This is a genomic window from Bacillus sp. FSL R9-9492 (assembly GCF_038007365.1).
GTDB classification, from domain to species: Bacteria; Bacillota; Bacilli; order Bacillales; family Bacillaceae_G; genus Bacillus_A; species Bacillus_A mycoides.
In genome coordinates, this window is the sequence record NZ_JBBOXC010000001.1 from 32501 (window position 1) to 54276 (window position 21776).

At 36.5% G+C, this 21776-nt stretch carries 25 protein-coding genes and 2 rRNA genes (1 of these 27 cut by a window edge); 26 read left to right on the forward strand and 1 reads right to left on the reverse strand.

Features of this window, described 5'->3' with window-relative positions:
• From MKY70_RS00165 to rsmI, 11 genes are all read left to right on the forward strand, one after another.
• Positions 1-1099: ribosomal RNA gene (locus MKY70_RS00165) — 23S ribosomal RNA — on the forward strand; it begins 1823 nt to the left of the window's first position.
• 49 nt (positions 1100-1148) lie between these two features.
• Positions 1149-1264: ribosomal RNA gene (gene rrf / locus MKY70_RS00170) — 5S ribosomal RNA — on the forward strand.
• 199 nt (positions 1265-1463) lie between these two features.
• Entirely contained in the window at positions 1464-1643 is a 180-nt protein-coding gene (locus MKY70_RS00175) for a sigma factor G inhibitor Gin (RefSeq protein ID WP_002130199.1), read from the forward strand.
• A gap of 79 nt (positions 1644-1722) precedes the next feature.
• Positions 1723-3144 carry an aminotransferase class I/II-fold pyridoxal phosphate-dependent enzyme gene (locus tag MKY70_RS00180; RefSeq protein ID WP_341022530.1) on the forward strand — a complete coding sequence of 474 codons (1422 nt, stop codon included), beginning with the start codon at positions 1723-1725 and terminating at the stop codon, positions 3142-3144.
• A 1-nt stretch (position 3145) separates the two neighbouring features.
• Positions 3146-3772, forward strand: coding sequence for a dTMP kinase (tmk, locus tag MKY70_RS00185; protein WP_341022533.1), 627 nt, complete (start codon positions 3146-3148; stop codon positions 3770-3772).
• A 35-nt stretch (positions 3773-3807) separates the two neighbouring features.
• Complete coding sequence (gene holB, locus MKY70_RS00190) at positions 3808-4791, forward strand: DNA polymerase III subunit delta' (RefSeq protein ID WP_002009636.1); 984 nt, start codon at positions 3808-3810, stop codon at positions 4789-4791.
• Positions 4792-4796: 5 nt separating this feature from the next.
• Positions 4797-5624, forward strand: coding sequence for a PSP1 domain-containing protein (locus MKY70_RS00195; protein WP_002009637.1), 828 nt, complete (start codon positions 4797-4799; stop codon positions 5622-5624).
• Positions 5625-5638: 14 nt separating this feature from the next.
• The gene (gene yabA, locus MKY70_RS00200; protein ID WP_002009639.1) at positions 5639-5989 is read left to right on the forward strand and encodes a DNA replication initiation control protein YabA; all 351 of its coding nucleotides are present in this window, start codon (positions 5639-5641) and stop codon (positions 5987-5989) included.
• Positions 5990-6109: 120 nt separating this feature from the next.
• Positions 6110-6850, forward strand: a complete 741-nt coding sequence (locus tag MKY70_RS00205) for a tRNA1(Val) (adenine(37)-N6)-methyltransferase (protein WP_002029328.1) — start codon at positions 6110-6112, stop codon at positions 6848-6850.
• Positions 6837-7127, forward strand: a complete 291-nt coding sequence (locus MKY70_RS00210) for a GIY-YIG nuclease family protein (RefSeq protein ID WP_002130207.1) — start codon at positions 6837-6839, stop codon at positions 7125-7127. The genes MKY70_RS00205 and MKY70_RS00210 overlap by 14 nt, the downstream gene beginning before the upstream one ends.
• Entirely contained in the window at positions 7096-7971 is an 876-nt protein-coding gene (gene rsmI / locus MKY70_RS00215) for a 16S rRNA (cytidine(1402)-2'-O)-methyltransferase (protein ID WP_002130208.1), read from the forward strand. Before MKY70_RS00210 ends, rsmI begins: the two co-directional genes overlap by 32 nt.
• Positions 7972-7991: 20 nt before the next feature.
• Here rsmI and MKY70_RS00220 read toward each other — a convergent pair whose 3' ends face one another.
• Positions 7992-8276, reverse strand: coding sequence for an AbrB/MazE/SpoVT family DNA-binding domain-containing protein (locus MKY70_RS00220; RefSeq protein ID WP_000843037.1), 285 nt, complete (start codon positions 8274-8276; stop codon positions 7992-7994).
• Between the two features lie 521 nt (positions 8277-8797).
• Between MKY70_RS00220 and metG the strand changes: the two genes are divergently transcribed.
• From metG to MKY70_RS00295, 15 genes are all read left to right on the forward strand, one after another.
• Positions 8798-10780, forward strand: a complete 1983-nt coding sequence (gene metG / locus MKY70_RS00225; protein WP_002029324.1) for a methionine--tRNA ligase — start codon at positions 8798-8800, stop codon at positions 10778-10780.
• Between the two features lie 165 nt (positions 10781-10945).
• A complete protein-coding gene (locus MKY70_RS00230) occupies positions 10946-11713 on the forward strand; it encodes a TatD family hydrolase (RefSeq protein ID WP_002009645.1) in 768 nt (255 codons plus the stop codon).
• Between the two features lie 260 nt (positions 11714-11973).
• Complete coding sequence (rnmV, locus tag MKY70_RS00235; RefSeq protein ID WP_002029323.1) at positions 11974-12531, forward strand: ribonuclease M5; 558 nt, start codon at positions 11974-11976, stop codon at positions 12529-12531.
• On the forward strand, positions 12528-13406 hold the full coding sequence (gene rsmA / locus MKY70_RS00240) for a 16S rRNA (adenine(1518)-N(6)/adenine(1519)-N(6))-dimethyltransferase RsmA (protein ID WP_002091590.1): 879 nt from the start codon (positions 12528-12530) through the stop codon (positions 13404-13406). Before rnmV ends, rsmA begins: the two co-directional genes overlap by 4 nt.
• 117 nt (positions 13407-13523) lie before the next feature.
• On the forward strand, positions 13524-14387 hold the full coding sequence (yabG, locus tag MKY70_RS00245) for a sporulation peptidase YabG (protein WP_002009651.1): 864 nt from the start codon (positions 13524-13526) through the stop codon (positions 14385-14387).
• A 238-nt stretch (positions 14388-14625) separates the two neighbouring features.
• Entirely contained in the window at positions 14626-14889 is a 264-nt protein-coding gene (veg, locus tag MKY70_RS00250) for a biofilm formation stimulator Veg (protein ID WP_002009653.1), read from the forward strand.
• A 91-nt stretch (positions 14890-14980) separates the two neighbouring features.
• Positions 14981-15160, forward strand: a complete 180-nt coding sequence (gene sspF / locus MKY70_RS00255) for an acid-soluble spore protein SspF (protein ID WP_002094215.1) — start codon at positions 14981-14983, stop codon at positions 15158-15160.
• A 196-nt stretch (positions 15161-15356) separates the two neighbouring features.
• On the forward strand, positions 15357-16226 hold the full coding sequence (gene ispE / locus MKY70_RS00260) for a 4-(cytidine 5'-diphospho)-2-C-methyl-D-erythritol kinase (protein ID WP_012260164.1): 870 nt from the start codon (positions 15357-15359) through the stop codon (positions 16224-16226).
• Positions 16227-16280: 54 nt separating this feature from the next.
• Positions 16281-17129, forward strand: a complete 849-nt coding sequence (purR, locus tag MKY70_RS00265; protein WP_002091587.1) for a pur operon repressor — start codon at positions 16281-16283, stop codon at positions 17127-17129.
• 123 nt (positions 17130-17252) lie between these two features.
• Positions 17253-17627, forward strand: a complete 375-nt coding sequence (locus MKY70_RS00270; protein WP_000869819.1) for a RidA family protein — start codon at positions 17253-17255, stop codon at positions 17625-17627.
• A gap of 152 nt (positions 17628-17779) precedes the next feature.
• A complete protein-coding gene (gene spoVG / locus MKY70_RS00275) occupies positions 17780-18073 on the forward strand; it encodes a septation regulator SpoVG (RefSeq protein ID WP_000454042.1) in 294 nt (97 codons plus the stop codon).
• 325 nt (positions 18074-18398) lie between these two features.
• The gene (gene glmU, locus MKY70_RS00280) at positions 18399-19778 is read left to right on the forward strand and encodes a bifunctional UDP-N-acetylglucosamine diphosphorylase/glucosamine-1-phosphate N-acetyltransferase GlmU (RefSeq protein ID WP_002166365.1); all 1380 of its coding nucleotides are present in this window, start codon (positions 18399-18401) and stop codon (positions 19776-19778) included.
• Positions 19779-19796: 18 nt separating this feature from the next.
• Positions 19797-20750: a ribose-phosphate diphosphokinase gene (locus MKY70_RS00285; protein ID WP_002091580.1), complete on the forward strand. Its 954-nt coding sequence runs from the start codon at positions 19797-19799 to the stop codon at positions 20748-20750.
• Between the two features lie 72 nt (positions 20751-20822).
• Positions 20823-21383, forward strand: coding sequence for an aminoacyl-tRNA hydrolase (gene pth / locus MKY70_RS00290; protein WP_002144538.1), 561 nt, complete (start codon positions 20823-20825; stop codon positions 21381-21383).
• Positions 21384-21453: 70 nt separating this feature from the next.
• The gene (locus MKY70_RS00295; protein WP_002091576.1) at positions 21454-21678 is read left to right on the forward strand and encodes an anti-sigma-F factor Fin family protein; all 225 of its coding nucleotides are present in this window, start codon (positions 21454-21456) and stop codon (positions 21676-21678) included.
• Positions 21679-21776 lie beyond the last annotated feature (98 nt).

The window sequence follows — 21776 nt, forward strand, 5'->3', positions numbered from 1 at the left end:
GAAGCCGTAAGGCGAAGTATAGGGGCTGACACCTGCCCGGTGCTGGAAGGTTAAGGAGAGGGGTTAGCGTAAGCGAAGCTCTGAACTGAAGCCCCAGTAAACGGCGGCCGTAACTATAACGGTCCTAAGGTAGCGAAATTCCTTGTCGGGTAAGTTCCGACCCGCACGAAAGGTGTAACGATTTGGGCACTGTCTCAACCAGAGACTCGGTGAAATTATAGTACCTGTGAAGATGCAGGTTACCCGCGACAGGACGGAAAGACCCCGTGGAGCTTTACTGTAGCCTGATATTGAATTTTGGTACAGTTTGTACAGGATAGGCGGGAGCCATTGAAACCGGAGCGCTAGCTTCGGTGGAGGCGCTGGTGGGATACCGCCCTGACTGTATTGAAATTCTAACCTACGGGTCTTATCGACCCGGGAGACAGTGTCAGGTGGGCAGTTTGACTGGGGCGGTCGCCTCCTAAAGTGTAACGGAGGCGCCCAAAGGTTCCCTCAGAATGGTTGGAAATCATTCGTAGAGTGCAAAGGCATAAGGGAGCTTGACTGCGAGACCTACAAGTCGAGCAGGGACGAAAGTCGGGCTTAGTGATCCGGTGGTTCCGCATGGAAGGGCCATCGCTCAACGGATAAAAGCTACCCCGGGGATAACAGGCTTATCTCCCCCAAGAGTCCACATCGACGGGGAGGTTTGGCACCTCGATGTCGGCTCATCGCATCCTGGGGCTGTAGTCGGTCCCAAGGGTTGGGCTGTTCGCCCATTAAAGCGGTACGCGAGCTGGGTTCAGAACGTCGTGAGACAGTTCGGTCCCTATCCGTCGTGGGCGCAGGAAATTTGAGAGGAGCTGTCCTTAGTACGAGAGGACCGGGATGGACGCACCGCTGGTGTACCAGTTGTTCTGCCAAGGGCATAGCTGGGTAGCTATGTGCGGAAGGGATAAGTGCTGAAAGCATCTAAGCATGAAGCCCCCCTCAAGATGAGATTTCCCATAGCGTAAGCTAGTAAGATCCCTGAAAGATGATCAGGTTGATAGGTTCGAGGTGGAAGCATGGTGACATGTGGAGCTGACGAATACTAATAGATCGAGGACTTAACCATATAATATGAAGCAAATGTTATCTAGTTTTGAAGGAATATACCTTCATAGTTTGGTGATGATGGCAGAGAGGTCACACCCGTTCCCATACCGAACACGGAAGTTAAGCTCTCTAGCGCCGATGGTAGTTGGGACCTTGTCCCTGTGAGAGTAGGACGTCGCCAAGCAAGATAAAAACACAAGTCTTTTGACTTGTGTTTTTTTGTTTTTAAACATTACATGAAAGAAGTAAAGGGAATACATAAGTAATACAAACACGTTGCCCAAGAATAAATCATATTATATAAAAAATTGATGTATATTTTCCGGAAATTTGTTAAGGAATAGAGGTATATAATATGTTTATTTAAAAAGGGAGGAAAGATTATGAAATTACCAAGTGAAATTTGCATCGTTTGTGAGACAAAAAGAGGGGAAGGAATATATGTATATAATAATTTAATATGTTACGAGTGCGAAAGAAATCTGGTGAATACTGAGACAACTGACCCGAAGTATATACATTATTTAAAACAACTGCGAAAATTAGAAGTATCATATTTTTAAATAGGCATTATGCCTATTATTTTTTTTGCCCTAATATCTGTATAATAGATACAGAATGAATAATAAGGAAGAGATATATATGAATCAAAATCGTATGCCTTTATATGAGGCGCTAATGAAATTTAAAGAAAGGCGACTACTATCTTTTCATGTTCCAGGTCATAAGAATGGTTTAAACTTCCCTCAGAAAGCTTCAGGGGGGTTTAAGGACATATTATCAATTGATGTAACAGAGTTAACAGGATTAGATGATTTACATAGCCCGTTTGAATGTATAGATGAAGCACAGCAATTATTAGCTGAAGTATATGGCGTGCACAAAAGTTATTTTTTAATTAATGGTTCAACAGTTGGAAATTTAGCAATGATTTTGTCTTGCTGCGGCGAACATGATATTGTCCTCGTACAAAGAAATTGTCATAAATCGATCATTAATGGTTTGAAATTAGCAGGGGCTAATCCGGTCTTTTTAAATCCATGGATTGATGAAGTACATAACGTACCAGTAGGTGTTCATGATGAAATTATTAAGGAGGCAATTACAAAGTATCCAAATGCAAAAGCACTTATTTTAACACATCCTAATTACTATGGTATGGGAATTGATTTAGAGGCAAGTATCGCTTACGCACATGCACATAAAATTCCTGTTCTAGTAGATGAAGCCCATGGGGCGCATTTTTGTATAGGGGACCCCTTCCCGAAGTCAGCATTAGTTTATGGTGCAGATATTGTGGTTCATTCCGCACATAAAACATTACCTGCGATGACAATGGGATCTTATTTACATATAAATAGCCGTTTGGTGAGCGAAGAAAAAGTTTCCTCCTATTTAAGTATGCTACAATCTAGTAGCCCATCGTATCCAATTATGGCTTCTCTTGATATAGCACGTTTTGCAATAGCAGTTATAAAGGAAGAAGGTCATGATGAAATCGTTGAGTTTTTACGCCGATTTAAAGAAGGATTGCGATCTATCCCACAAATAGCTATTTTACAATATCCATCGCAAGATGAATTAAAAGTTACGGTGCAAACTCGCTGTCAGTTATCGGGGTATGAATTACAGTCTGTATTTGAAAAAGTCGGTATATATACGGAAATGGCAGATCCATATAACGTCCTATTTATATTACCGTTACAAGTAAATGAGGGGTATATGAAAGCTATAGAGATCATTCGATTAGCTATGCAGCAATATAAGGTAAAAGACAAGACAGCATCAATTCGTTATACTTATAAAGGGGAGATTTCCCCTTTACCGTATACGTATAAACAATTAGAGAGATATGAAACGAAGTTAGTATCTATAGAAGAAGCCGTTGGTATGATAGCTGCAGAAATGGTGATTCCGTATCCACCTGGAATTCCATTGATCATGTATGGAGAGAGAATTACTCAAGAACATACAAAGCAAATTACTCATTTAGAGAAAACAGGGGCTCGTTTTCAAGGTAGTACGAAATATATGAACGTGTATGATATAGAAAGTAGGTTTTAGGATGAAGGGATTATTTGTAACAATTGAAGGGCCAGAAGGTTCGGGTAAAACAACATTAATTAAAAGTTTATTACCATATTTTGAGCAAAAGGAACAAAAGGTAATGGCGACCAGAGAACCAGGTGGTATTGCAATTTCTGAAGATATTAGAACAATTTTACATAAAAAAGAGTATACGATGATGGAAGCACGTACAGAGGCGCTCTTATATGCTGCTGCACGTAGACAACATTTAGTGGAAAAAGTTATGCCAGCACTTGAGGAAAACTATCTTGTACTATGTGATCGTTTTATAGATAGTTCTTTAGCATATCAAGGATATGCAAGAGGCTTAGGTATGGATAAAGTATTTGAAATTAATCGTTTCGCAACGGAAGATTGTATGCCTAGTTTAACAATCTATTTAGATATTGAGCCAGAGGTAGGTTTAGCACGAATTGGAAAAGATGCAGGACGTGAAGTAAATCGACTAGATATGGAAGATATCTCTTTCCATAAACGTGTGCGTGAAGGGTATTTACAAGTTGTAGAGCGTTTCTCTAATCGCATTGTATTAGTAAATGCTGATCAACCAATGAAAAAACTTATAGAAGAAGTTGTTCAGATTATAGAAGGTAAATTGTTATAATAGAAGGAAAGAATGAAATAAGTGAGGTATGCAGTATGATAAATACGTGGGAGCAGCTTTCTGCTATACAGCCCATCGGTGTCAAAATGTTGATGAATAGCATTGCAAAAGAGCGTATATCCCACGCTTACTTGTTAGAGGGAGGGAAAGGAACTGGGAAGTTCGCCACAGCAATTCAAATGGCAAAAAGTTTTCTCTGTTCACAAAGAAATGGTGTAGAGCCTTGTCATGTATGTACGAATTGTCGCCGAATTGATTCAGGTAACTACCCAAACTTACATATTGTAAAACCAGATGGATTATCTATTAAAAAACAGCAAATTCATGATTTACAAGAAGAGTTTTCAAAAACAGGATTAGAAGCAAATAAAAAAGTATATATTATTGAGCATGCAGATCGTATGACAGCAAATGCAGCGAATACGCTCTTAAAGTTTTTAGAAGAACCAAGTAGTGATACAACAGCTATTTTACTTACTGAACAAAGTCATCAGATTTTAAATACAATCTTATCTCGTTGTCAAGTTGTTACGTTTAGGCCGTTGCCTACAGAATCTTTAATTAAGAGGTTAGAGGAAGAAGGTATTACAGTCTCTTTATCTACACTTGCTGCGCAGCTTACAAATAGTTTTGAAGAAGCTTTATTAATGTGTAATGATGAATGGTTTGCACAAGCGAGAGCTTTAGTGATAAAATTATGTGAAGCGCTCGAAAAAGATAAGGCCTCTATTTTTTTTGTACAAGAAAAATGGGGGAAGCACTTTGGAGAGAAAGAACAATTACAGCAAGGCTTAGATATGTTACTCCTTATTTATAAGGATTTATTATATGTTCAACTTGGAGAAGAAGATCGTCTTGTTTTTCATGAGCAGAAAGAGATGTTTGAATCCTTTTCTTATGCTCAGAAGCGCATTGTATCAGCTCTCTTTAATATATTAGAGGCAAAAAATAGAATCAACGCTAATGTAAATGCGCAGCTTGTGTTCGAACAGTTAGTGTTGCGGTTGCAGGAGGGATGACCGTTTTGTATGATGTAGTAGGTGTTCGCTTTAAGAAGGCCGGAAAGGTATATTACTTTGATCCAAATCAGTTCGATATCTCAGAAAATGAGTTTGTAATTGTAGAAACGGTAAGAGGTATTGAGTACGGAAAAGTAGTTATTACCAAAAAGCAAGTTGATGAAAATGACGTTGTATTACCGCTAAAAAAAGTTATTCGTATTGCAAATGAAAATGATCGTACCATTGTTGAAGAGAATAGGCATGCTGCGAAAGAAGCATATCAAGTTTGTCAACAAAAGGTAGGAGAACATAATCTTGATATGAAGCTTGTAGATGTAGAGTATACGTTCGATCGTAATAAGATTATTTTTTACTTTACTGCGGATGGTCGGATTGATTTCCGGGAACTAGTGAAAGACTTAGCGGCAATTTTTAGGACAAGAATTGAGCTGAGACAGATCGGCGTTCGTGACGAAGCAAAAATGCTTGGTGGTATTGGTCCATGTGGTCGTATGCTTTGTTGTTCTACTTTTTTAGGAGATTTTGAACCTGTATCCATTAAAATGGCAAAGGATCAAAATTTATCATTAAATCCTGCAAAAATCTCTGGTTTATGTGGTCGCTTAATGTGTTGCTTAAAATATGAGAATGATGAATATGAGGCAGCAAAGGAACAACTTCCTGATTTAGATCAACGTATACAAACACCGCACGGTACTGGCCGTGTTATCGGATTAAATATTTTAGAAAGATTAATTCAAGTGGAACTAGTAGACAAGGAACGGATAGTAGAATATACGTTAGATGAATTAATGAATAAAGGGGTCGTTTCGAGTCAAACCACAGATTAATGAGGTGGGTGCTTGTGGAGAAAAAGGATATTTTTGCATCGGTTTCTAGTATGGAAGAGCAAATTGGACATTTATACAAACAGTTGGGAGAATTAAAACAACATCTTGCAGAATTATTGGAAGAAAACCAACATATAAAAATGGAAAATGAAAATTTGCGACATCGTTTTGAAGAAGTGCAGAACAAGGAAAAACAAAAAACTCAAAAACGCAAAGAAATGAAGGCGAAGACAGATATTGGTGAAGGCTACGATAATCTAGCGAGACTATATCAAGAAGGTTTTCATATTTGCAATCTACATTATGGAAGTGTACGTAAAGAGGGAGATTGTTTATTCTGTCTGTCATTTTTAAATAAAAAGTGAGATTACCTTTCCAATATAATTGGAAAGGTAATTTTTTATACATGAGAGTAGAATGAAATTTATTTTTACATTAATAGAAGATGAAATAGGGTAGGTTAAGTGTAAGAAAGGGAGCAATATATGAATTTATATGAAGATGAGCGTTTAGATTACTTATTAGCGCAAGATATGAAGATTGTACAAAGTCCATCAGTATTTAATTTTTCTTTGGATGCTGTTTTACTTGCAGATTTTGCTTGGGTGCCAATTCAAAAAGGTAATTTACTTGATTTGTGTACAGGTAATGCAGTTATCCCTCTTTTATTAAGTACAAGGACAAAAGGGAAAATTACAGGTGTAGAAATTCAAGAGCGCTTATATGATATGGGAATAAGAAGTGTTCAATACAATAATTTAGCAGAAAGAATTCATTTAATCCATGGAGATTTGAAAGATATGCCGGAGAAACTTGGACGTCATCAATATGATGTTGTAACATGTAATCCTCCTTATTTTCAAACACCACAAACTTCTGAGAAGAATATGAATGAACATTTAGCGATAGCTCGTCATGAAATTATGTGCACACTAGAAGATGTTGTATACGCAAGTAGTCAGCTAGTGAAACAGGGTGGGAAAGTAGCATTTGTACATCGTCCAGGTCGTTTGCTCGACATCGTCACATTAATGCGTAAATACAAAATTGAACCGAAACGTGTGCGATTTGTTTATCCTAAGGCTGGTAAAGAAGCGAATACATTGTTAATTGAAGGAATTAAGGATGGGAATGCAGATTTAAAAATCTTACCACCTCTTTTTGTATATGAAGAAAACAATGAATATACAAAGGAGCTTCGTTCAATTTTATATGGAGAAGAATAAGCATTGTTTTTATGTGGTGGAGTGTTCTGATGGAAGTTATTATGCTGGATACACAAATCATATAGAAAAACGGATTCAGACCCATAATAGTGGAAAAGGTGCTAGATATACACGCGCTAGACTTCCAGTTGTTTTAAAATATGTAGAGGATCACGAGGATAAACGAACGGCTATGCAAGCTGAGTATCACTTTAAGCAGTTAACGAGGAAAAAAAAAGAAGAATACATGCAAAAAGGAGAACGCTATGTGGCAGCAAAAAAGCTTTCAGCAAAATGAAAAGGGAGTTTTATATTTAGTACCGACTCCAATCGGAAATTTAGAGGATATGACATTTCGTGCAATCCGAATTTTAAAAGAGGCAGACATTATTGCAGCGGAAGATACAAGGCAAACGAAGAAACTTTGTAATTACTTTGAAATTGAAACACCAGTTATGAGTTATCATGAGCATAATAAAGGAGTAAGTGGACGGAAAATTTTAGATAAGTTAGAAGAAGGTAAGACTGTAGCCATTGTGAGCGATGCTGGTATGCCATGTATTTCAGATCCTGGTTATGATATCGTTGTAGAGGCTGTAGCAGAACAATATCATGTTATCCCGCTTCCTGGGGCAAATGCAGCCCTTACAGCATTGATTGCATCAGGACTTGAGACAAAACATTTTTATTTCTATGGTTTCCTGCAAAGAAATAAAAAGGGACGTAAGCTTGAATTAGAAAAACTACGCTATATTCCAACTACAATGATGTTTTATGAGGCGCCACATCGTTTAGATGATACTTTAATCTCTATGCAAGAAGTATTAGGAAATAGGGAAATCGTATTATGTCGTGAGCTAACGAAAAAATTTGAAGAGTTTATTCGTGGAACAATTGAAGAAGCGATTGAGTGGACGAAGCAAAATGAAGTTCGTGGTGAGTTTTGTATTTTAGTAGCAGGTTCAACAGAAGAACCTACTCCAGAAGAACAATGGTGGGAAGCTATTTCAGTATATAATCATATTGAACATTATATAAATGAAAAAGGTATGAATTCAAAAGAAGCGATAAAAATAGTCGCTAAAGACCGAGATTTGTCGAAACGCGACGTATATCAAATCTATCATGTGGATAAAAAATAAGCTTCTCATAGTTGAGAAGCTTATTTTGCTGTTTCGATATAATCTTGAAGTTCGTTTAAGACTTGTTCAGCGCCTTCTTTACTTAAGATAATTTTACCTTCAGCTAAAGATAGGTTACCATCAGATACTTCACCAGTTACTTGGCAAGTCATGTTTGGTTTATATTTCTTTAAGATGATTTTTTCATCATCAACGTAGATTTCAAGAGCATCCTTTTCTGCAATACCTAAAGTACGGCGTAATTCGATTGGAATTACTACACGACCTAATTCATCAACTTTACGAACGATACCAGTAGATTTCATAATTCTTTTCCTCCTAAATAAATAGTTTATAAGTTTCGAGTCTATTTTTTTGATTCGTCATTTTTCGACAAAATACCCTATGGACATATGATACCAATCATTTACATTTCCGTCAATTATTAAATTCTATATTTTTAAAAAAGATTTATAGATTTTTATACTTCTTATATATGATAGAATGTAAGTCATTTCTACAATTGTTTTGTATTATTTTTTGTAATGTTTATACTTTTCGGGAAATATATTGTATATTTTTTTTGAATATGAGTAATAGATGATAAAGATATCGAGCATTAACTCGTTTTTATCCCGCTATTTGCGAGCAGTAAGACTCCCACTTCAAAATTTAGCCGGAGCAAAGAAGTTAAGTGGGAGTCGGGCTGCTCGTAAAAGCCCGATTGGTGTGGGCTAATAATCCATGGGGGATGAACCCTCTCCACGGATTAAAGTTTCACTTTATATATGAGTTTTTGATATACTGTTTATAAATACATATGAGGTTATTCGGGAGGTCCAAAACGATGAAAGAGGAAAATAAGTCCTTTTATATTACTACCCCAATTTATTATCCAAGTGGAAAGTTACACATTGGACATGCTTATACGACAGTAGCAGGAGATGCGATGGCACGATATAAGCGTATGCAAGGATACAATGTTCATTATTTAACAGGAACTGATGAGCATGGACAGAAGATCCAAAAGAAAGCAGAAGAACTAAATGTTACACCACAGGCATATGTGGATAACATTGTATCAGGGATTAAAGAACTTTGGGAGAAGATGGATATCTCTTATGATGATTTTATTCGTACAACTGAAGATCGTCATAAAGATGTTGTTGAGAAAATCTTCAAGCAGCTAGTAGATCAAGGCGATATTTATCTTGATGAATATGAAGGTTGGTATTCTGTACAAGATGAAACATTCTATACAGCGCATCAATTAGTAGATCCAATTATGGAAGGTGACAAAGTAGTTGGTGGAAAAAGCCCAGATAGTGGTCACGCTGTAGAACTTGTTCGCGAAGAGTCTTATTTCTTTAGAATGGGTAAATATGTAGACCGACTATTAAAGTTCTATGAAGATAACCCACATTTCATTCAGCCGGAGTCCCGTAAAAATGAAATGATTAATAACTTCATTAAACCAGGATTAGAAGATTTAGCTGTTTCTCGTACTTCATTTGACTGGGGAGTTCGTGTTCCAGGTAACCCAAAACACGTTATTTACGTATGGGTAGATGCGTTGTCTAATTACATTACTGCATTAGGATATGGAACAGAAAATGAAGAGAAGTATAAAAAATTCTGGCCAGCAGATGTCCATTTAGTTGGGAAAGAAATCGTTCGTTTCCACACAATTTATTGGCCAATTATTTTAATGGCTTTAGATTTACCACTTCCGAAGAAAGTCTTTGCTCATGGCTGGATTTTAATGAAGGATGGAAAAATGAGTAAGTCAAAAGGAAACGTAGTAGATCCAGTTACACTAATTGATCGTTACGGATTAGATGCATTGCGTTACTACTTACTTCGCGAAGTTCCATTTGGATCTGATGGAGTATTCACACCAGAAGGATTTGTTGAACGAATCAACTTTGATTTAGCGAATGATTTAGGTAACTTATTAAATCGTACAGTAGCTATGATTGATAAATACTTTAACGGGGAAATCCCTGCATTTAAAGCAAATGTAACTGAGTTCGATGAAACGTTAGTGACATTTGCCAAAGATACATTGAAAAAAGTAGAAGAGGCAATGGAGAATATGGAATTTTCTGTAGCGCTAAGTTCCATTTGGCAATTAGTTAGCCGTACGAACAAATATATTGATGAAACGCAACCGTGGGTATTAGCGAAGGATGAGAATGATCGCGAAAAACTTGCGTCTGTAATGGCCCACTTAGCTGAGGTACTTCGTCAAACAGGTATTATGCTTATGCCATTCCTAACAGTAGCACCAAGTAAGATGTTTGCTCAACTTGGACTTACTGAAGAGGCGCATAAATCTTGGGAAAGCCTATCTACAATTGGATGTATTCCAGCTGGAACAAAAGTAGAAAAAGGAAACCCAATCTTCCCTCGTTTGGAAATGGAAGTAGAAGTGGGGTATATTAAAGAACAAATGCAAGGTTCTGCTCCTAAAGTAGAAGAGAAAAAAGCAGAAGAACCAAAGGCAGAAGAAATTACAATTGATGATTTCTTTAAAGTAGAATTACGAGTAGCTGAAGTAATATCCGCTGAACCTGTGAAAAAAGCAGATAAGTTGTTAAAAATTCAGCTTGATTTAGGTACAGAGAAGCGCCAAGTGGTTTCTGGGATTGCTAAATTCTATTCCCCAGAAGAACTAAAAGGTAAAAAGGTTATTTGTGTAACGAATTTAAAACCTGTAAAATTACGTGGTGAATTATCACAAGGTATGATTTTAGCAGGTGAAGAGAATGGCGTATTGTCATTAGCATCAATTGACCAGAATTTACCAAATGGTACAAAAATCAAGTAATTGAGACAAGAAAAGAGATGTTTCACGTGTAACATTGGTGAAGCGTCTTTTTTCTTTTTACATTCCGTTTTTTGCATTAAAATTGAAGTATTGTTATCGTTAAGTTAGAAAGAGTGTAGTTTTTCTATGAGAGAATTGATTTCAATATAAAAGGAGTTATTTATTATGTTGTTTGATACACATTCACATTTAAATGCAGAGCAATTTGAAGAAGATTTACAAGAAGTTATCGCGAGAATGAAAGAAGCGGGAGTTACATATACAGTTGTTGTTGGATTTGATGAAGTAACGATAAAGAAAGCAATTGAATTAGCAGAGGCTTATGATTTTATTTACGCTGCAGTTGGATGGCATCCTGTTGATGCAATCGATATGAAAGAAGAACATTTAGCTTGGTTAGAAGAATTAGCGGCTCATCCTAAAGTAGTTGCAATTGGGGAAATGGGATTAGATTATCACTGGGATAAGTCTCCAAAAGAAATACAGAAGGAAGTATTCCGTAAACAAATTGCATTAGCGAAAAAGGTGAAATTACCGATTATTATACATAACCGCGATGCAACTCAAGATATTGTTGATATCCTAGAGGAAGAGAATGCAGCTGAAGTAGGGGGCATTATGCATTGCTTTAGCGGTAGTGTAGAAGTAGCACAGCGATGTGTCGATATGAACTTTTTAATTTCATTAGGTGGGCCAGTAACATTTAAAAATGCCAAGAAACCGAAAGAAGTTGCTATGGAGATTCCGTTAGAAAAATTATTGATAGAGACAGATTGCCCGTATTTAACACCACACCCATTTCGAGGGAAACGAAATGAACCTAGTTATGTAAAACTGGTAGCAGAAGAAATTGCGAATTTAAAAGGAATTTCTTATGACGAAGTAGCACAAGTAACAACAAAGAATGCCAAATCCTTATTTGGTGTTGAATAAAAAAGAATGGGGAGTCCCATTCTTTTTTTGTTTTTTGAGAAGAGAGATAGTAGAAGTGATAAGAACCCGCTATTTACTCATAACATAAGTGTAGAAATATTGCGGATAAATTAAGATGGAGATAGAAGTGTTACAATAAGGATAGTGAACAAAGATTTTTCTCTTCTACTTTTTAAAATGTACGATTGGGAAAATAATAATGGAAAAGTCGTCATTTTTTTGTTTTACTAAGTAGAGATGAAAAGAGTGTGGAGGCAAGCATGAAAATTAAAGAGATTATCGTTGTAGAAGGTAAAGATGATACAGTTGCGATTAAACGTGCTGTTGATGCGGATACAATCGAAACGAACGGTTCAGCAATCGGTGATCACGTTATTGAGCAAGTTAAATTAGCGCAGCAAAAACGAGGCGTTATTATTTTCACAGATCCGGATTATCCTGGAGAGCGTATTCGAAAAATTATTTCTGACAAGGTTCCTGGATGTAAGCATGCTTTTTTAACGAAGGAAGAAGCACTTGCTAAAAGGAAAAAAGGTGTTGGAATCGAACATGCTTCTAATGAGTCGATTCGCCGTGCTTTAGAGAATATACATGAAGAAATGGAAGCTTACACAAGTGAAATTAGTTGGAGTGATCTAGTCGATGCGGGCTTAGTGGGCGGAGAAATGGCAAAGAGTCGCAGAGAAAGAGTGGGTAAGCTATTAAAGATTGGTTATACAAACGCAAAACAGTTACATAAACGTTTACAAATGTTTCAGGTTTCAAAGGAATCATTTGCAGAAGCTTATAAGCAAGTAATACAGGAGGAAAAAAAATGAAGGATATCGCAACACCAAATCGTACGAAAGACATTGTTGAAAAGTATGGATTTTCATTCAAAAAAAGTTTAGGACAAAATTTTTTAATTGATACGAATGTATTAAATCGTATCGTTGATCACGCAGAAATCGGTTCAGAAAGTGGCGCAATTGAAATTGGACCAGGTATTGGTGCGTTAACAGAGCAATTGGCGAAGCGTGCTAAAAAAGTAGTGGCTTTTGAAATTGATCAGAGATTATTACCAATTTTAGACGAGACGTTAGCTCCATATAGCAACGTTACAGTTATAAATAAAGATGTACTAAAAGCAGATGTACATGAAGTGTTTAGTGAGCAATTTGAAGAAGGACAAGATGTAATGGTAGTAGCTAACTTACCATACTATATTACAACGCCAATTTTATTTAAATTGCTTGAAGAAAAATTACCGGTTCGTGGATTTGTTGTTATGATGCAAAAAGAAGTTGGGGATCGTTTAGCTGCTAAACCAGGAACGAAAGAGTATGGTTCTTTATCAATTGCCATTCAGTATTATACAGAGGTAGAAACAGTTATGACTGTACCGCGTACAGTGTTTGTGCCACAACCAAATGTTGATTCTGCGATTATCCGTCTTCTAAAGCGTCCTAAACCAGTTGTAGAAGTGACAGATGAAACTTTCTTCTTTGAAGTAGTACGAGCGAGTTTCGCACAGCGTCGTAAAACTTTAATGAATAATTTATCAAATAATTTAAATGGTTTCCCGAAAGATAAAGAGCTGTTGGATCGAATTTTGACAGAAGTAGGAATTGATCCGAAGCGAAGAGGCGAAACGCTATCTATCGAAGAGTTTGCAACATTAAGTAATGCATTAATTCTTCATAAATTGTCATAAGAATATGAAAGGGACAGTTCAACTTGAGCTGTCCCTTTTGTCACCTTTCCTTTCCTAAATTCATACTTTAAAAACAGGTAAGATGGCCTAACGAGTTTGGAGTTTGGAGGTAGGAGAATGGATTTACATGTTGGAGAATTAGTTGAACGATATTCTCATAATAGGGATATTCTTTTTCGTATTATAGAAATAAAAGGCGATATGGCAATATTATTTGGAGAGGAAATTAGACTTGTGGCGGATGCACCACTTGCAGATTTAGTTAGTATAGATCAACGAGAACATAAAAATAGAGTGAAGCGTGAAAAAGAAACGATGGAGCGTACTTACCGGTTGTTTCAGCAAGATTACGTGTTGATGAAACAAAGACATGAACATAATTCAACTGGTGGATATACAAGTGAAGTGAATTATTTTCAAATGCCAGGACGTGTATTGCATATAGATGGAGATCCTTTATATTTGCGCAAGTGCTTAGATTTATATAATAAAATAGGCGTTCCTGTTCAAGGTATTCATTGTAAGGAAACGGAGATGCATGAAAAGGTAGTAGACTTAATAGATCATTTTCGCCCAGACATTTTAGTTATTACAGGACATGATGCATATACAAAGTCAAAAGGAGTTATGGGAGATTTAGCAGCATATAGACATTCTAGACATTTTGTACAGGCCGTTCGAGAAGTGCGGAAAAAGTATCCATCGTTAGATCAACTCGTTATTTTTGCTGGGGCTTGTCAATCACACTTTGAGGCGTTGATTCGGGCAGGTGCTAATTTTGCTAGTTCACCGTCTAGAATTAATATTCATGCTCTAGATCCTGTATATGTAGTTGGCAAAATTAGTTTCACTTCATTTATGGAAAGAGTAAATGTATGGGACGTTGTGCGTAATACAATTACTGGCGAAAAGGGACTAGGCGGAATTGAAACAAGAGGGATTTTACGAACAGGATTGCCCTTTCAACATTATGACGAATGAGCAAGGTACATACGTATCTTGCTTTTTTATGTGGAAATGATTTAAATGAGTCTGGATAAAAAGCGGCAAGAACGTGCAGACTATACAATGATACTTTTAGAATATAGTATTTCTTCTATCTATTTGAACGCATGATGCTTTTATAATGATATTGTCTGTGAATTGCGGTTAATAATTGGGATAGATATATCGTGTTTTAAGTGTTCAATCTAAATTACAGCGAGGTGTAGCAAAGTATATGTCAAAACGTTTAGATGAAATTAAAAGCGAATTAGATCACCATCTTGGACAGCGACTTATGTTAAAGGCAAATAGTGGGAGAAGAAAAACTGTGGAGCAATCAGGTGTACTTGCAGAAACGTATCGTTCTGTGTTTGTTGTACAATTAGACCAGCAAGAAGATGCATTGCAACGTGTATCTTATAGTTATGCAGATGTTTTAACAGAGACAGTAGAGCTAACATTTTACGATGAATCTCAAAATGAAGTATTTTATAATTAATGTATTTTTTGTTACATATATTTCCATAAATGAAAAGCTATATTATTTTGCATACTAATTATACCGTAGCAAAATAAGGAGGGACTCTGCATTGAGTAGACGAAGAGGAGTCATGTCAAATCAATTTAAAGAAGAGCTTGCAAAAGAGCTTGGCTTTTATGATGTTGTTCAGAAAGAAGGATGGGGCGGAATTCGTGCGAAAGATGCTGGTAATATGGTGAAACGTGCTATAGAAATTGCAGAACAGCAATTAATGAAACGAAACCAGTAGTTGTAAGATACTTTCTATGCTACGGTAGCCGAGGAGAGATTCCTCGGCTTTTTGCACGCTAAAAGGTGCCATCATTTGACATAAGTAGTTTCATTCTGAATGCTTTTCGATATAATTAGGGAAGTGTCATCGTCTTACTATAAATTTATGGTAAAATAAACGATAAAAGATTGAGTACATAGAGTGGGTGAATAGATTGAAGCTACTAGTGAAAGCACCAGCAAAGATTAATCTGTCGTTAGATGTACTGGGAAAAAGACAAGATGGATATCATGAAGTGAAAATGATTATGACAACAATCGACTTGGCAGATCGTTTAGAGCTAACGGAATTAGCAGAAGACCGTATTGAAATTTTGTCCCATAATCGGTATGTCCCGGACGACCAACGCAATTTAGCTTATCAAGCAGCGAAATTATTAAAAGTGAAGTTTAATGTAAAAAAAGGTGTGTCTATTACTATTGAAAAAACGATTCCAGTAGCCGCTGGATTAGCAGGTGGAAGTAGTGATGCAGCAGCGACATTACGTGGCCTTAATAAGTTATGGAATTTAGGGCTAACAATCGATGAATTAGCAAAGCTTGGCGCAGAGATTGGGTCAGATGTATCGTTCTGTGTATATGGTGGAACTGCTATTGCCACTGGAAGAGGAGAAGAAATTGAACATATAAAGACTCCGCCTTCTTGTTGGGTTGTTTTAGCAAAGCCCCACATTGGTGTATCTACTGCTGACGTGTACGGAAATTTAAAATTAAATCGTGTTACTCATCCAAATGTAGATAAAATGGTTGAAGTCATTAACCATGGCGATTATAAAGGAATTTGTGATACTGTTGGTAACGTTTTAGAAGATGTGACGTTTGCGATGCATCCCGAGGTTGCACGTATTAAATCACAGATGAAACGCTTTGGGGCAGATGCCGTATTAATGAGTGGAAGTGGCCCAACTGTATTTGGTCTTGTACACCATGATTCGCGAATGCACCGCATATATAACGGGTTAAAAGGATTTTGCGAGCAAGTATATGCAGTGCGTTTATTAGGAGAGCGAGAAACGCTTGAATAAAGACGTATAATACGTTATGATTTGTTTAGAATATTCGTGATTTGAGGTGAGAGTATGAAAATTAGACGAAGTACAAGATTGGTCGATCTGACGTATTACTTGTTACAAAATCCTCGTCAGCTAGTTTCTCTCACTTTTTTTGCTGAAAGGTATCAATCGGCTAAATCTTCCATTAGTGAAGATTTAGTTATTATTAAGCAAACGTTTGAACAACAAGGTGTCGGCACATTGCAAACGGTACCAGGAGCAGCAGGAGGAGTGAAATATATTCCTTATATAAGTGAAGAAGAGGCAAATCTGATTATTAACGAGCTTTGTAGCTTATTTGAAAACCCAGACCGTATTTTGCCTGGCGGTTACTTATATATGACGGATCTTTTAAGTAATCCTCGCCAGATTAATGGCGCAGGTCGTTTATTTGCTTCTGTTTTTGCTAGGCAACCAATTGATGCGGTTATGACGGTAGCGACAAAAGGAATTCCGCTTGCTTATGCAGTAGCGAACTACTTAGATGTACCGGTAGTAATTGCGAGAAAAGATAATAAGGTAACAGAAGGACCCACTGTTAGTATTAACTATGTATCAGGTTCCTCTAAGCGAATCCAAACGATGACTTTAGCAAAGCGTAGCCTTCCAGAAGGGTCCAATGTTTTAATTATTGATGACTTTATGAAAGCGGGCGGAACCATTCAAGGTATGATGAGCATGCTAGAAGAGTTTAAAGCTAATGTTGTTGGGATTGGCGTATTAGTAGAGTCTACGGATATTGAAGAAAGACTTATTAATAACTTTGTATCATTAATTCGTCTGTCAGAAGTTGATGTGAAAGAAAAAGCGATTCAAGTGGAAAAGGGGAATTATGCACTTGCACCATTTGATAAAGGGCTTGTAGAGGCTGAGTAAAAAGGTAAAGCAGATAGCTTTACCTTTTTTTATTCCTATTTATAAATTACAAAATAGATGGACAAACTGCCTTTGGTACACTATTTTTAAAGAGTAAAAATAAATAATAAAAGGGTGAAAAGTATGAAAGTTGTTCAAACAAGCAAAGCACCACAGGCAATCGGACCATATTCACAAGGGATTATTGTAAATAATATGTTCTATAGTTCAGGACAAATTCCGTTAACGGCAAGTGGAGAACTTGTAACAGGAGATGTAACAGTACAAACAGAGCAAGTATTTGAAAATTTACAAGCGGTATTAGCAGAAGCAGGTGCTTCATTTGATACAGTGGTAAAAACAACAGTATTCTTGAAGGATATGGATGATTTTAATGCTGTTAATGAAGTATACGGTTCTTATTTCTCTACTCATAAACCAGCGCGTTCTTGTGTACAAGTAGCAAAATTACCGAAAGATGTTTCTGTTGAAATCGAAGTAATTGCCCTAGTTAAGTAACTCTTTGTAAGCGATAACCTCTACTAATCCTTATATTCAACTACAATAAAAATTTTTATCTTAAAAATTTTTAAAAAATTAAAGGAAAAATAGAAATTTTGTGGAATTTATACAAATATATCGCTTATTTAGAAAAGGGTGGTGAACACAAGATGGAAGTGACTGACGTAAGATTACGCCGCGTAAACACAGAAGGCCGCATGAGAGCAATTGCCTCTATTACTCTAGACCATGAATTTGTTGTTCATGATATTCGTGTAATTGATGGTAATAATGGATTATTTGTAGCAATGCCAAGTAAACGTACTCCAGATGGAGAATTCCGTGACATTGCACATCCAATTAATTCTAATACACGCTCTAAAATTCAAGATGCGGTTTTAACAGAGTATCATCGTTTAGGCGAGTTAGAAGAGGTTGAGTTTGAAGAAGCAGGCGCTTCGTAAAATTCGAATGAAAAGGGCTTTTGAAAGAAAGTCTTATAATTTTGTAGCAAACTCCTGTAAGCATTTACAGGAGTTTGTTTTTTTTTTGAATAATACACGTTTCTAATTATAAAAATTCATATTTTGAAAAAATAAAGATGAAAAACTTCTAATTTTTTCAAAATCATTTAAAATAGTATAGCTTATTCCTTAAAAAAGATACTAAAGAGTAAAACATCTTATAAGAATTATGGTAAAATTTAATAGTTATAATGTGTTTCTTGAAATATATGATGATTTAGGATAATATCGTTAATGGATAAATAGGTTGCGATGGAGGGTCTATATGTCAAACAGATTTGCAGTGATTCTAGCTGCAGGTAAAGGCACACGTATGAAGTCCAAGCTATACAAAGTGCTGCATCCTGTATGTGGAAAACCAATGGTACAACATGTAGTCAATGAAGTATCTCAATTAGGATTGCAGAAACTTGTAACAGTCGTTGGACATGGTGCTGAAAAGGTACAAGAACAGCTAGGAAACGTAAGTGAGTTTGCATTACAAGCAGAACAACTTGGTACAGCTCATGCTGTTGATCAAGCTGCAAGTGTACTTGCAAATGAAGAGGGAACAACTTTAGTTATTTGTGGTGATACACCTCTAATAACTGCTGAAACGATGGAAGCATTGCTTCAGCAACACGAAGAAGCGGGAGCAATGGCGACGGTACTAACAGCGTACATAGAAGAGCCTGCTGGATATGGCCGTATCGTTCGTAATGAGAATGGTCATGTTGAAAAGATTGTTGAGCATAAGGATGCAAATGAAAAAGAATTAGCTATTAAAGAAATCAATACAGGTACGTATTGTTTTGATAATAAAGCTTTATTTGCTTCACTTTCTAAAGTTTCAAATGATAATGTACAGGGCGAATATTACCTTCCGGACGTTATTGAAATTTTAAAAAATGAAGGTCATATTGTATCAGCTTATCAAACAGAGCACTTCGATGAAACGTTAGGTGTTAACGACAGAGTCGCTCTATCGCAAGCGGAAATTATTATGAAAAATCGTATCAACAGAAAGAACATGGTAAATGGTGTTACAATTATTGATCCAAGTAACACATACATTTCTGCGGATGCAGTTATTGGTAGTGATACAGTTCTTCACCCAGGAACGGTTATTGAGGGGAACACTGTAATTGGTTCTGATTGTGAAATTGGACCGCATACAGTAATTCGCGATAGTGAAATTGGAGATCGTACGGTAATTCGTCAATCTACTGTACATGACAGCAAACTTGGTACAGAAGTATCAGTTGGTCCATTTGCACATATTCGCCCAGATTCAGTTATTGGAGATGAAGTGCGCGTTGGAAACTTCGTAGAAATCAAAAAAACTGTTTTTGGTAATAGAAGTAAAGCTTCACACTTAAGTTATATCGGGGATGCACAAGTTGGAGAAGACGTGAATCTTGGTTGTGGTTCAATTACGGTGAACTACGACGGCAAGAATAAATTTAAAACTGTAATTGGTAACGGGGTATTTATTGGATGTAATTCAAACCTTGTTGCGCCTGTAACAGTTGAAGATGGTGCTTATGTGGCAGCAGGCTCTACAATAACAGAGAATGTTCCATCAAAAGCATTATCAGTAGCACGTGCACGTCAAGTTAACAAAGAAGACTATGTTGATCAATTGCTGAATAAGAAAAAATCATAATGTGGAGGGTTAATCTAGATGTCGACTCAATATCTAAATTCTAATTTGAAAGTATTCTCTTTAAACTCTAATAAGGAACTTGCTGAGCAAATCGCAAAGCATATTGGAGTAGGACTAGGAAAATGTTCTGTTGATCGTTTTAGTGATGGAGAAGTTCAAATTAACATTGAAGAAAGTATCCGTGGTTGCGATGTATTCATTATTCAATCTACAAGCTTCCCAGTAAACGAACATATCATGGAATTACTTATTATGATTGATGCATTAAAACGTGCATCTGCAAAAACAATTAATATTGTTATTCCTTACTATGGTTATGCGCGTCAAGACCGTAAAGCGCGTTCTCGTGAACCAATTACATCGAAACTTGTAGCAAACTTGCTTGAAACAGCAGGTGCAACTCGTGTAATCACTCTAGATTTACATGCTCCGCAAATTCAAGGATTCTTTGATATCCCGATCGACCACTTAATGGGTGTACCGATTCTTTCAGACTACTTTGAAGCAAAAGGCCTTAAAGATATCGTAATCGTATCTCCTGATCACGGTGGTGTAACTCGTGCTAGAAAAATGGCAGATCGCCTAAAAGCGCCAATTGCTATTATTGATAAGCGTCGTCCTCGTCCGAATGTATCTGAGGTAATGAACATTATCGGTAACATCGAAGGCAAAACAGCAATTTTAATTGATGACATCATTGATACAGCTGGTACAATTACATTAGCGGCAAACGCTCTTGTTGAGAACGGTGCTTCTGAAGTATATGCTTGCTGTACACACCCAGTATTATCTGGTCCAGCAATTGAGCGTATTCAAAATTCGAATATTAAAGAGTTAGTTGTAACGAACTCTATCGTATTACCAGAAGAGAAGAAAATTGATAAAGTACATGAACTTTCAGTTGCTCCATTAATCGGAGAAGCAATCATTCGTGTATACGAAGAAGAATCTGTAAGTGTATTATTCAATTAATTGGATAGAATGAGACGTAACCAAGCTTGGTTACGTCTTTTCGTATCGAAAAAAGAAAGTAGTGGTACAAGAATGAAATTAATAGTAGGACTTGGGAACCCAGGTAGAGAATATGAATTAACAAGGCATAATATTGGATTTATGGCAATCGATGAACTTGCAAAACGTTGGAGTATTTCTTTGAATGAACAAAAGTTTAAAGGGGTATTTGGCGCAGGTTTTGTTAATGGGGAAAAAGTAATCTTACTAAAGCCACTTACATATATGAATTTATCTGGGGAAAGTATCCGTCCACTCATGGATTATTATAAAATTGATGTCGAGGACTTCATTGTTATGTACGATGATTTAGATATTCCTGTAGGTAAATTACGCCTTCGCATGAAAGGTAGTGCGGGTGGACATAATGGTGTGAAATCAACAATTTCACATTTAGGAACACAAGAATTTCAACGTATCCGCATGGGAATCGATCGTCCGAAAAATGGGATGAAAGTAGTGGATTACGTATTAGGACGTTTTACATCTGAAGAAATATCTGGCGTTAATCAATCCATTGAAAATGCAGCAGATGCATGTGAGGAATGGTTAAATAAACCTTTTCTCCAAATCATGAATACTTTTAATAGTTAAGCGCACAATCTGGAATATTTTATTTTGTTTTATCCCATACTAGTAGCAATTGGATATTTAGGAGGCTAGTATGGAAGGTTATTATTACTGTAGACATTGTGGAAGTAATGTGGGCTCCATTATCGCAGAAAAAGTATATAGCGACGTTTTGTTTCAACTAACAGAGCAAGAAGTAGTGGATATGATTCATTTTCATGAGAATGGAAATATATATATAAAAACGATTTGTGAATCGTGTCAAGAAACGCTCGCATCTTATCCTGAGTATTATGAATATGAAAAATTTCTGCAATAAAATGTTGTCGCTTTGGCATGTCCAAAGCATTTTTCTGTTTTCTTTTTCCAAAATATTTGCATAAAATATAGTAACTTGCTCTTTATGTTGAGAGGAGT

Bases quoted from the DNA above. Each gene is read 5' to 3' on its own strand.
- rsmA (WP_002091590.1), top strand. From the start codon at position 12,528: ATGAAGGATATCGCAACACCAAATCGTACGAAAGACATTGTTGAAAAG.
- holB (WP_002009636.1), top strand. From the start codon at position 3,808: ATGATAAATACGTGGGAGCAGCTTTCTGCTATACAGCCCATCGGTGTC.
- MKY70_RS00205 (WP_002029328.1), top strand. From the start codon at position 6,110: ATGAATTTATATGAAGATGAGCGTTTAGATTACTTATTAGCGCAAGAT.
- veg (WP_002009653.1), top strand. From the start codon at position 14,626: ATGTCAAAACGTTTAGATGAAATTAAAAGCGAATTAGATCACCATCTT.
- yabG (WP_002009651.1), top strand. From the start codon at position 13,524: ATGGATTTACATGTTGGAGAATTAGTTGAACGATATTCTCATAATAGG.
- glmU (WP_002166365.1), top strand. From the start codon at position 18,399: ATGTCAAACAGATTTGCAGTGATTCTAGCTGCAGGTAAAGGCACACGT.
- MKY70_RS00180 (WP_341022530.1), top strand. From the start codon at position 1,723: ATGAATCAAAATCGTATGCCTTTATATGAGGCGCTAATGAAATTTAAA.
- MKY70_RS00220 (WP_000843037.1), bottom strand. From the start codon at position 8,276: ATGAAATCTACTGGTATCGTTCGTAAAGTTGATGAATTAGGTCGTGTA.
- metG (WP_002029324.1), top strand. From the start codon at position 8,798: ATGAAAGAGGAAAATAAGTCCTTTTATATTACTACCCCAATTTATTAT.
- MKY70_RS00230 (WP_002009645.1), top strand. From the start codon at position 10,946: ATGTTGTTTGATACACATTCACATTTAAATGCAGAGCAATTTGAAGAA.
- spoVG (WP_000454042.1), top strand. From the start codon at position 17,780: ATGGAAGTGACTGACGTAAGATTACGCCGCGTAAACACAGAAGGCCGC.
- MKY70_RS00270 (WP_000869819.1), top strand. From the start codon at position 17,253: ATGAAAGTTGTTCAAACAAGCAAAGCACCACAGGCAATCGGACCATAT.
- MKY70_RS00295 (WP_002091576.1), top strand. From the start codon at position 21,454: ATGGAAGGTTATTATTACTGTAGACATTGTGGAAGTAATGTGGGCTCC.
- rnmV (WP_002029323.1), top strand. From the start codon at position 11,974: ATGAAAATTAAAGAGATTATCGTTGTAGAAGGTAAAGATGATACAGTT.
- MKY70_RS00285 (WP_002091580.1), top strand. From the start codon at position 19,797: ATGTCGACTCAATATCTAAATTCTAATTTGAAAGTATTCTCTTTAAAC.
- tmk (WP_341022533.1), top strand. From the start codon at position 3,146: ATGAAGGGATTATTTGTAACAATTGAAGGGCCAGAAGGTTCGGGTAAA.
- MKY70_RS00175 (WP_002130199.1), top strand. From the start codon at position 1,464: ATGAAATTACCAAGTGAAATTTGCATCGTTTGTGAGACAAAAAGAGGG.
- MKY70_RS00210 (WP_002130207.1), top strand. From the start codon at position 6,837: ATGGAGAAGAATAAGCATTGTTTTTATGTGGTGGAGTGTTCTGATGGA.
- rsmI (WP_002130208.1), top strand. From the start codon at position 7,096: ATGTGGCAGCAAAAAAGCTTTCAGCAAAATGAAAAGGGAGTTTTATAT.
- purR (WP_002091587.1), top strand. From the start codon at position 16,281: ATGAAAATTAGACGAAGTACAAGATTGGTCGATCTGACGTATTACTTG.
- pth (WP_002144538.1), top strand. From the start codon at position 20,823: ATGAAATTAATAGTAGGACTTGGGAACCCAGGTAGAGAATATGAATTA.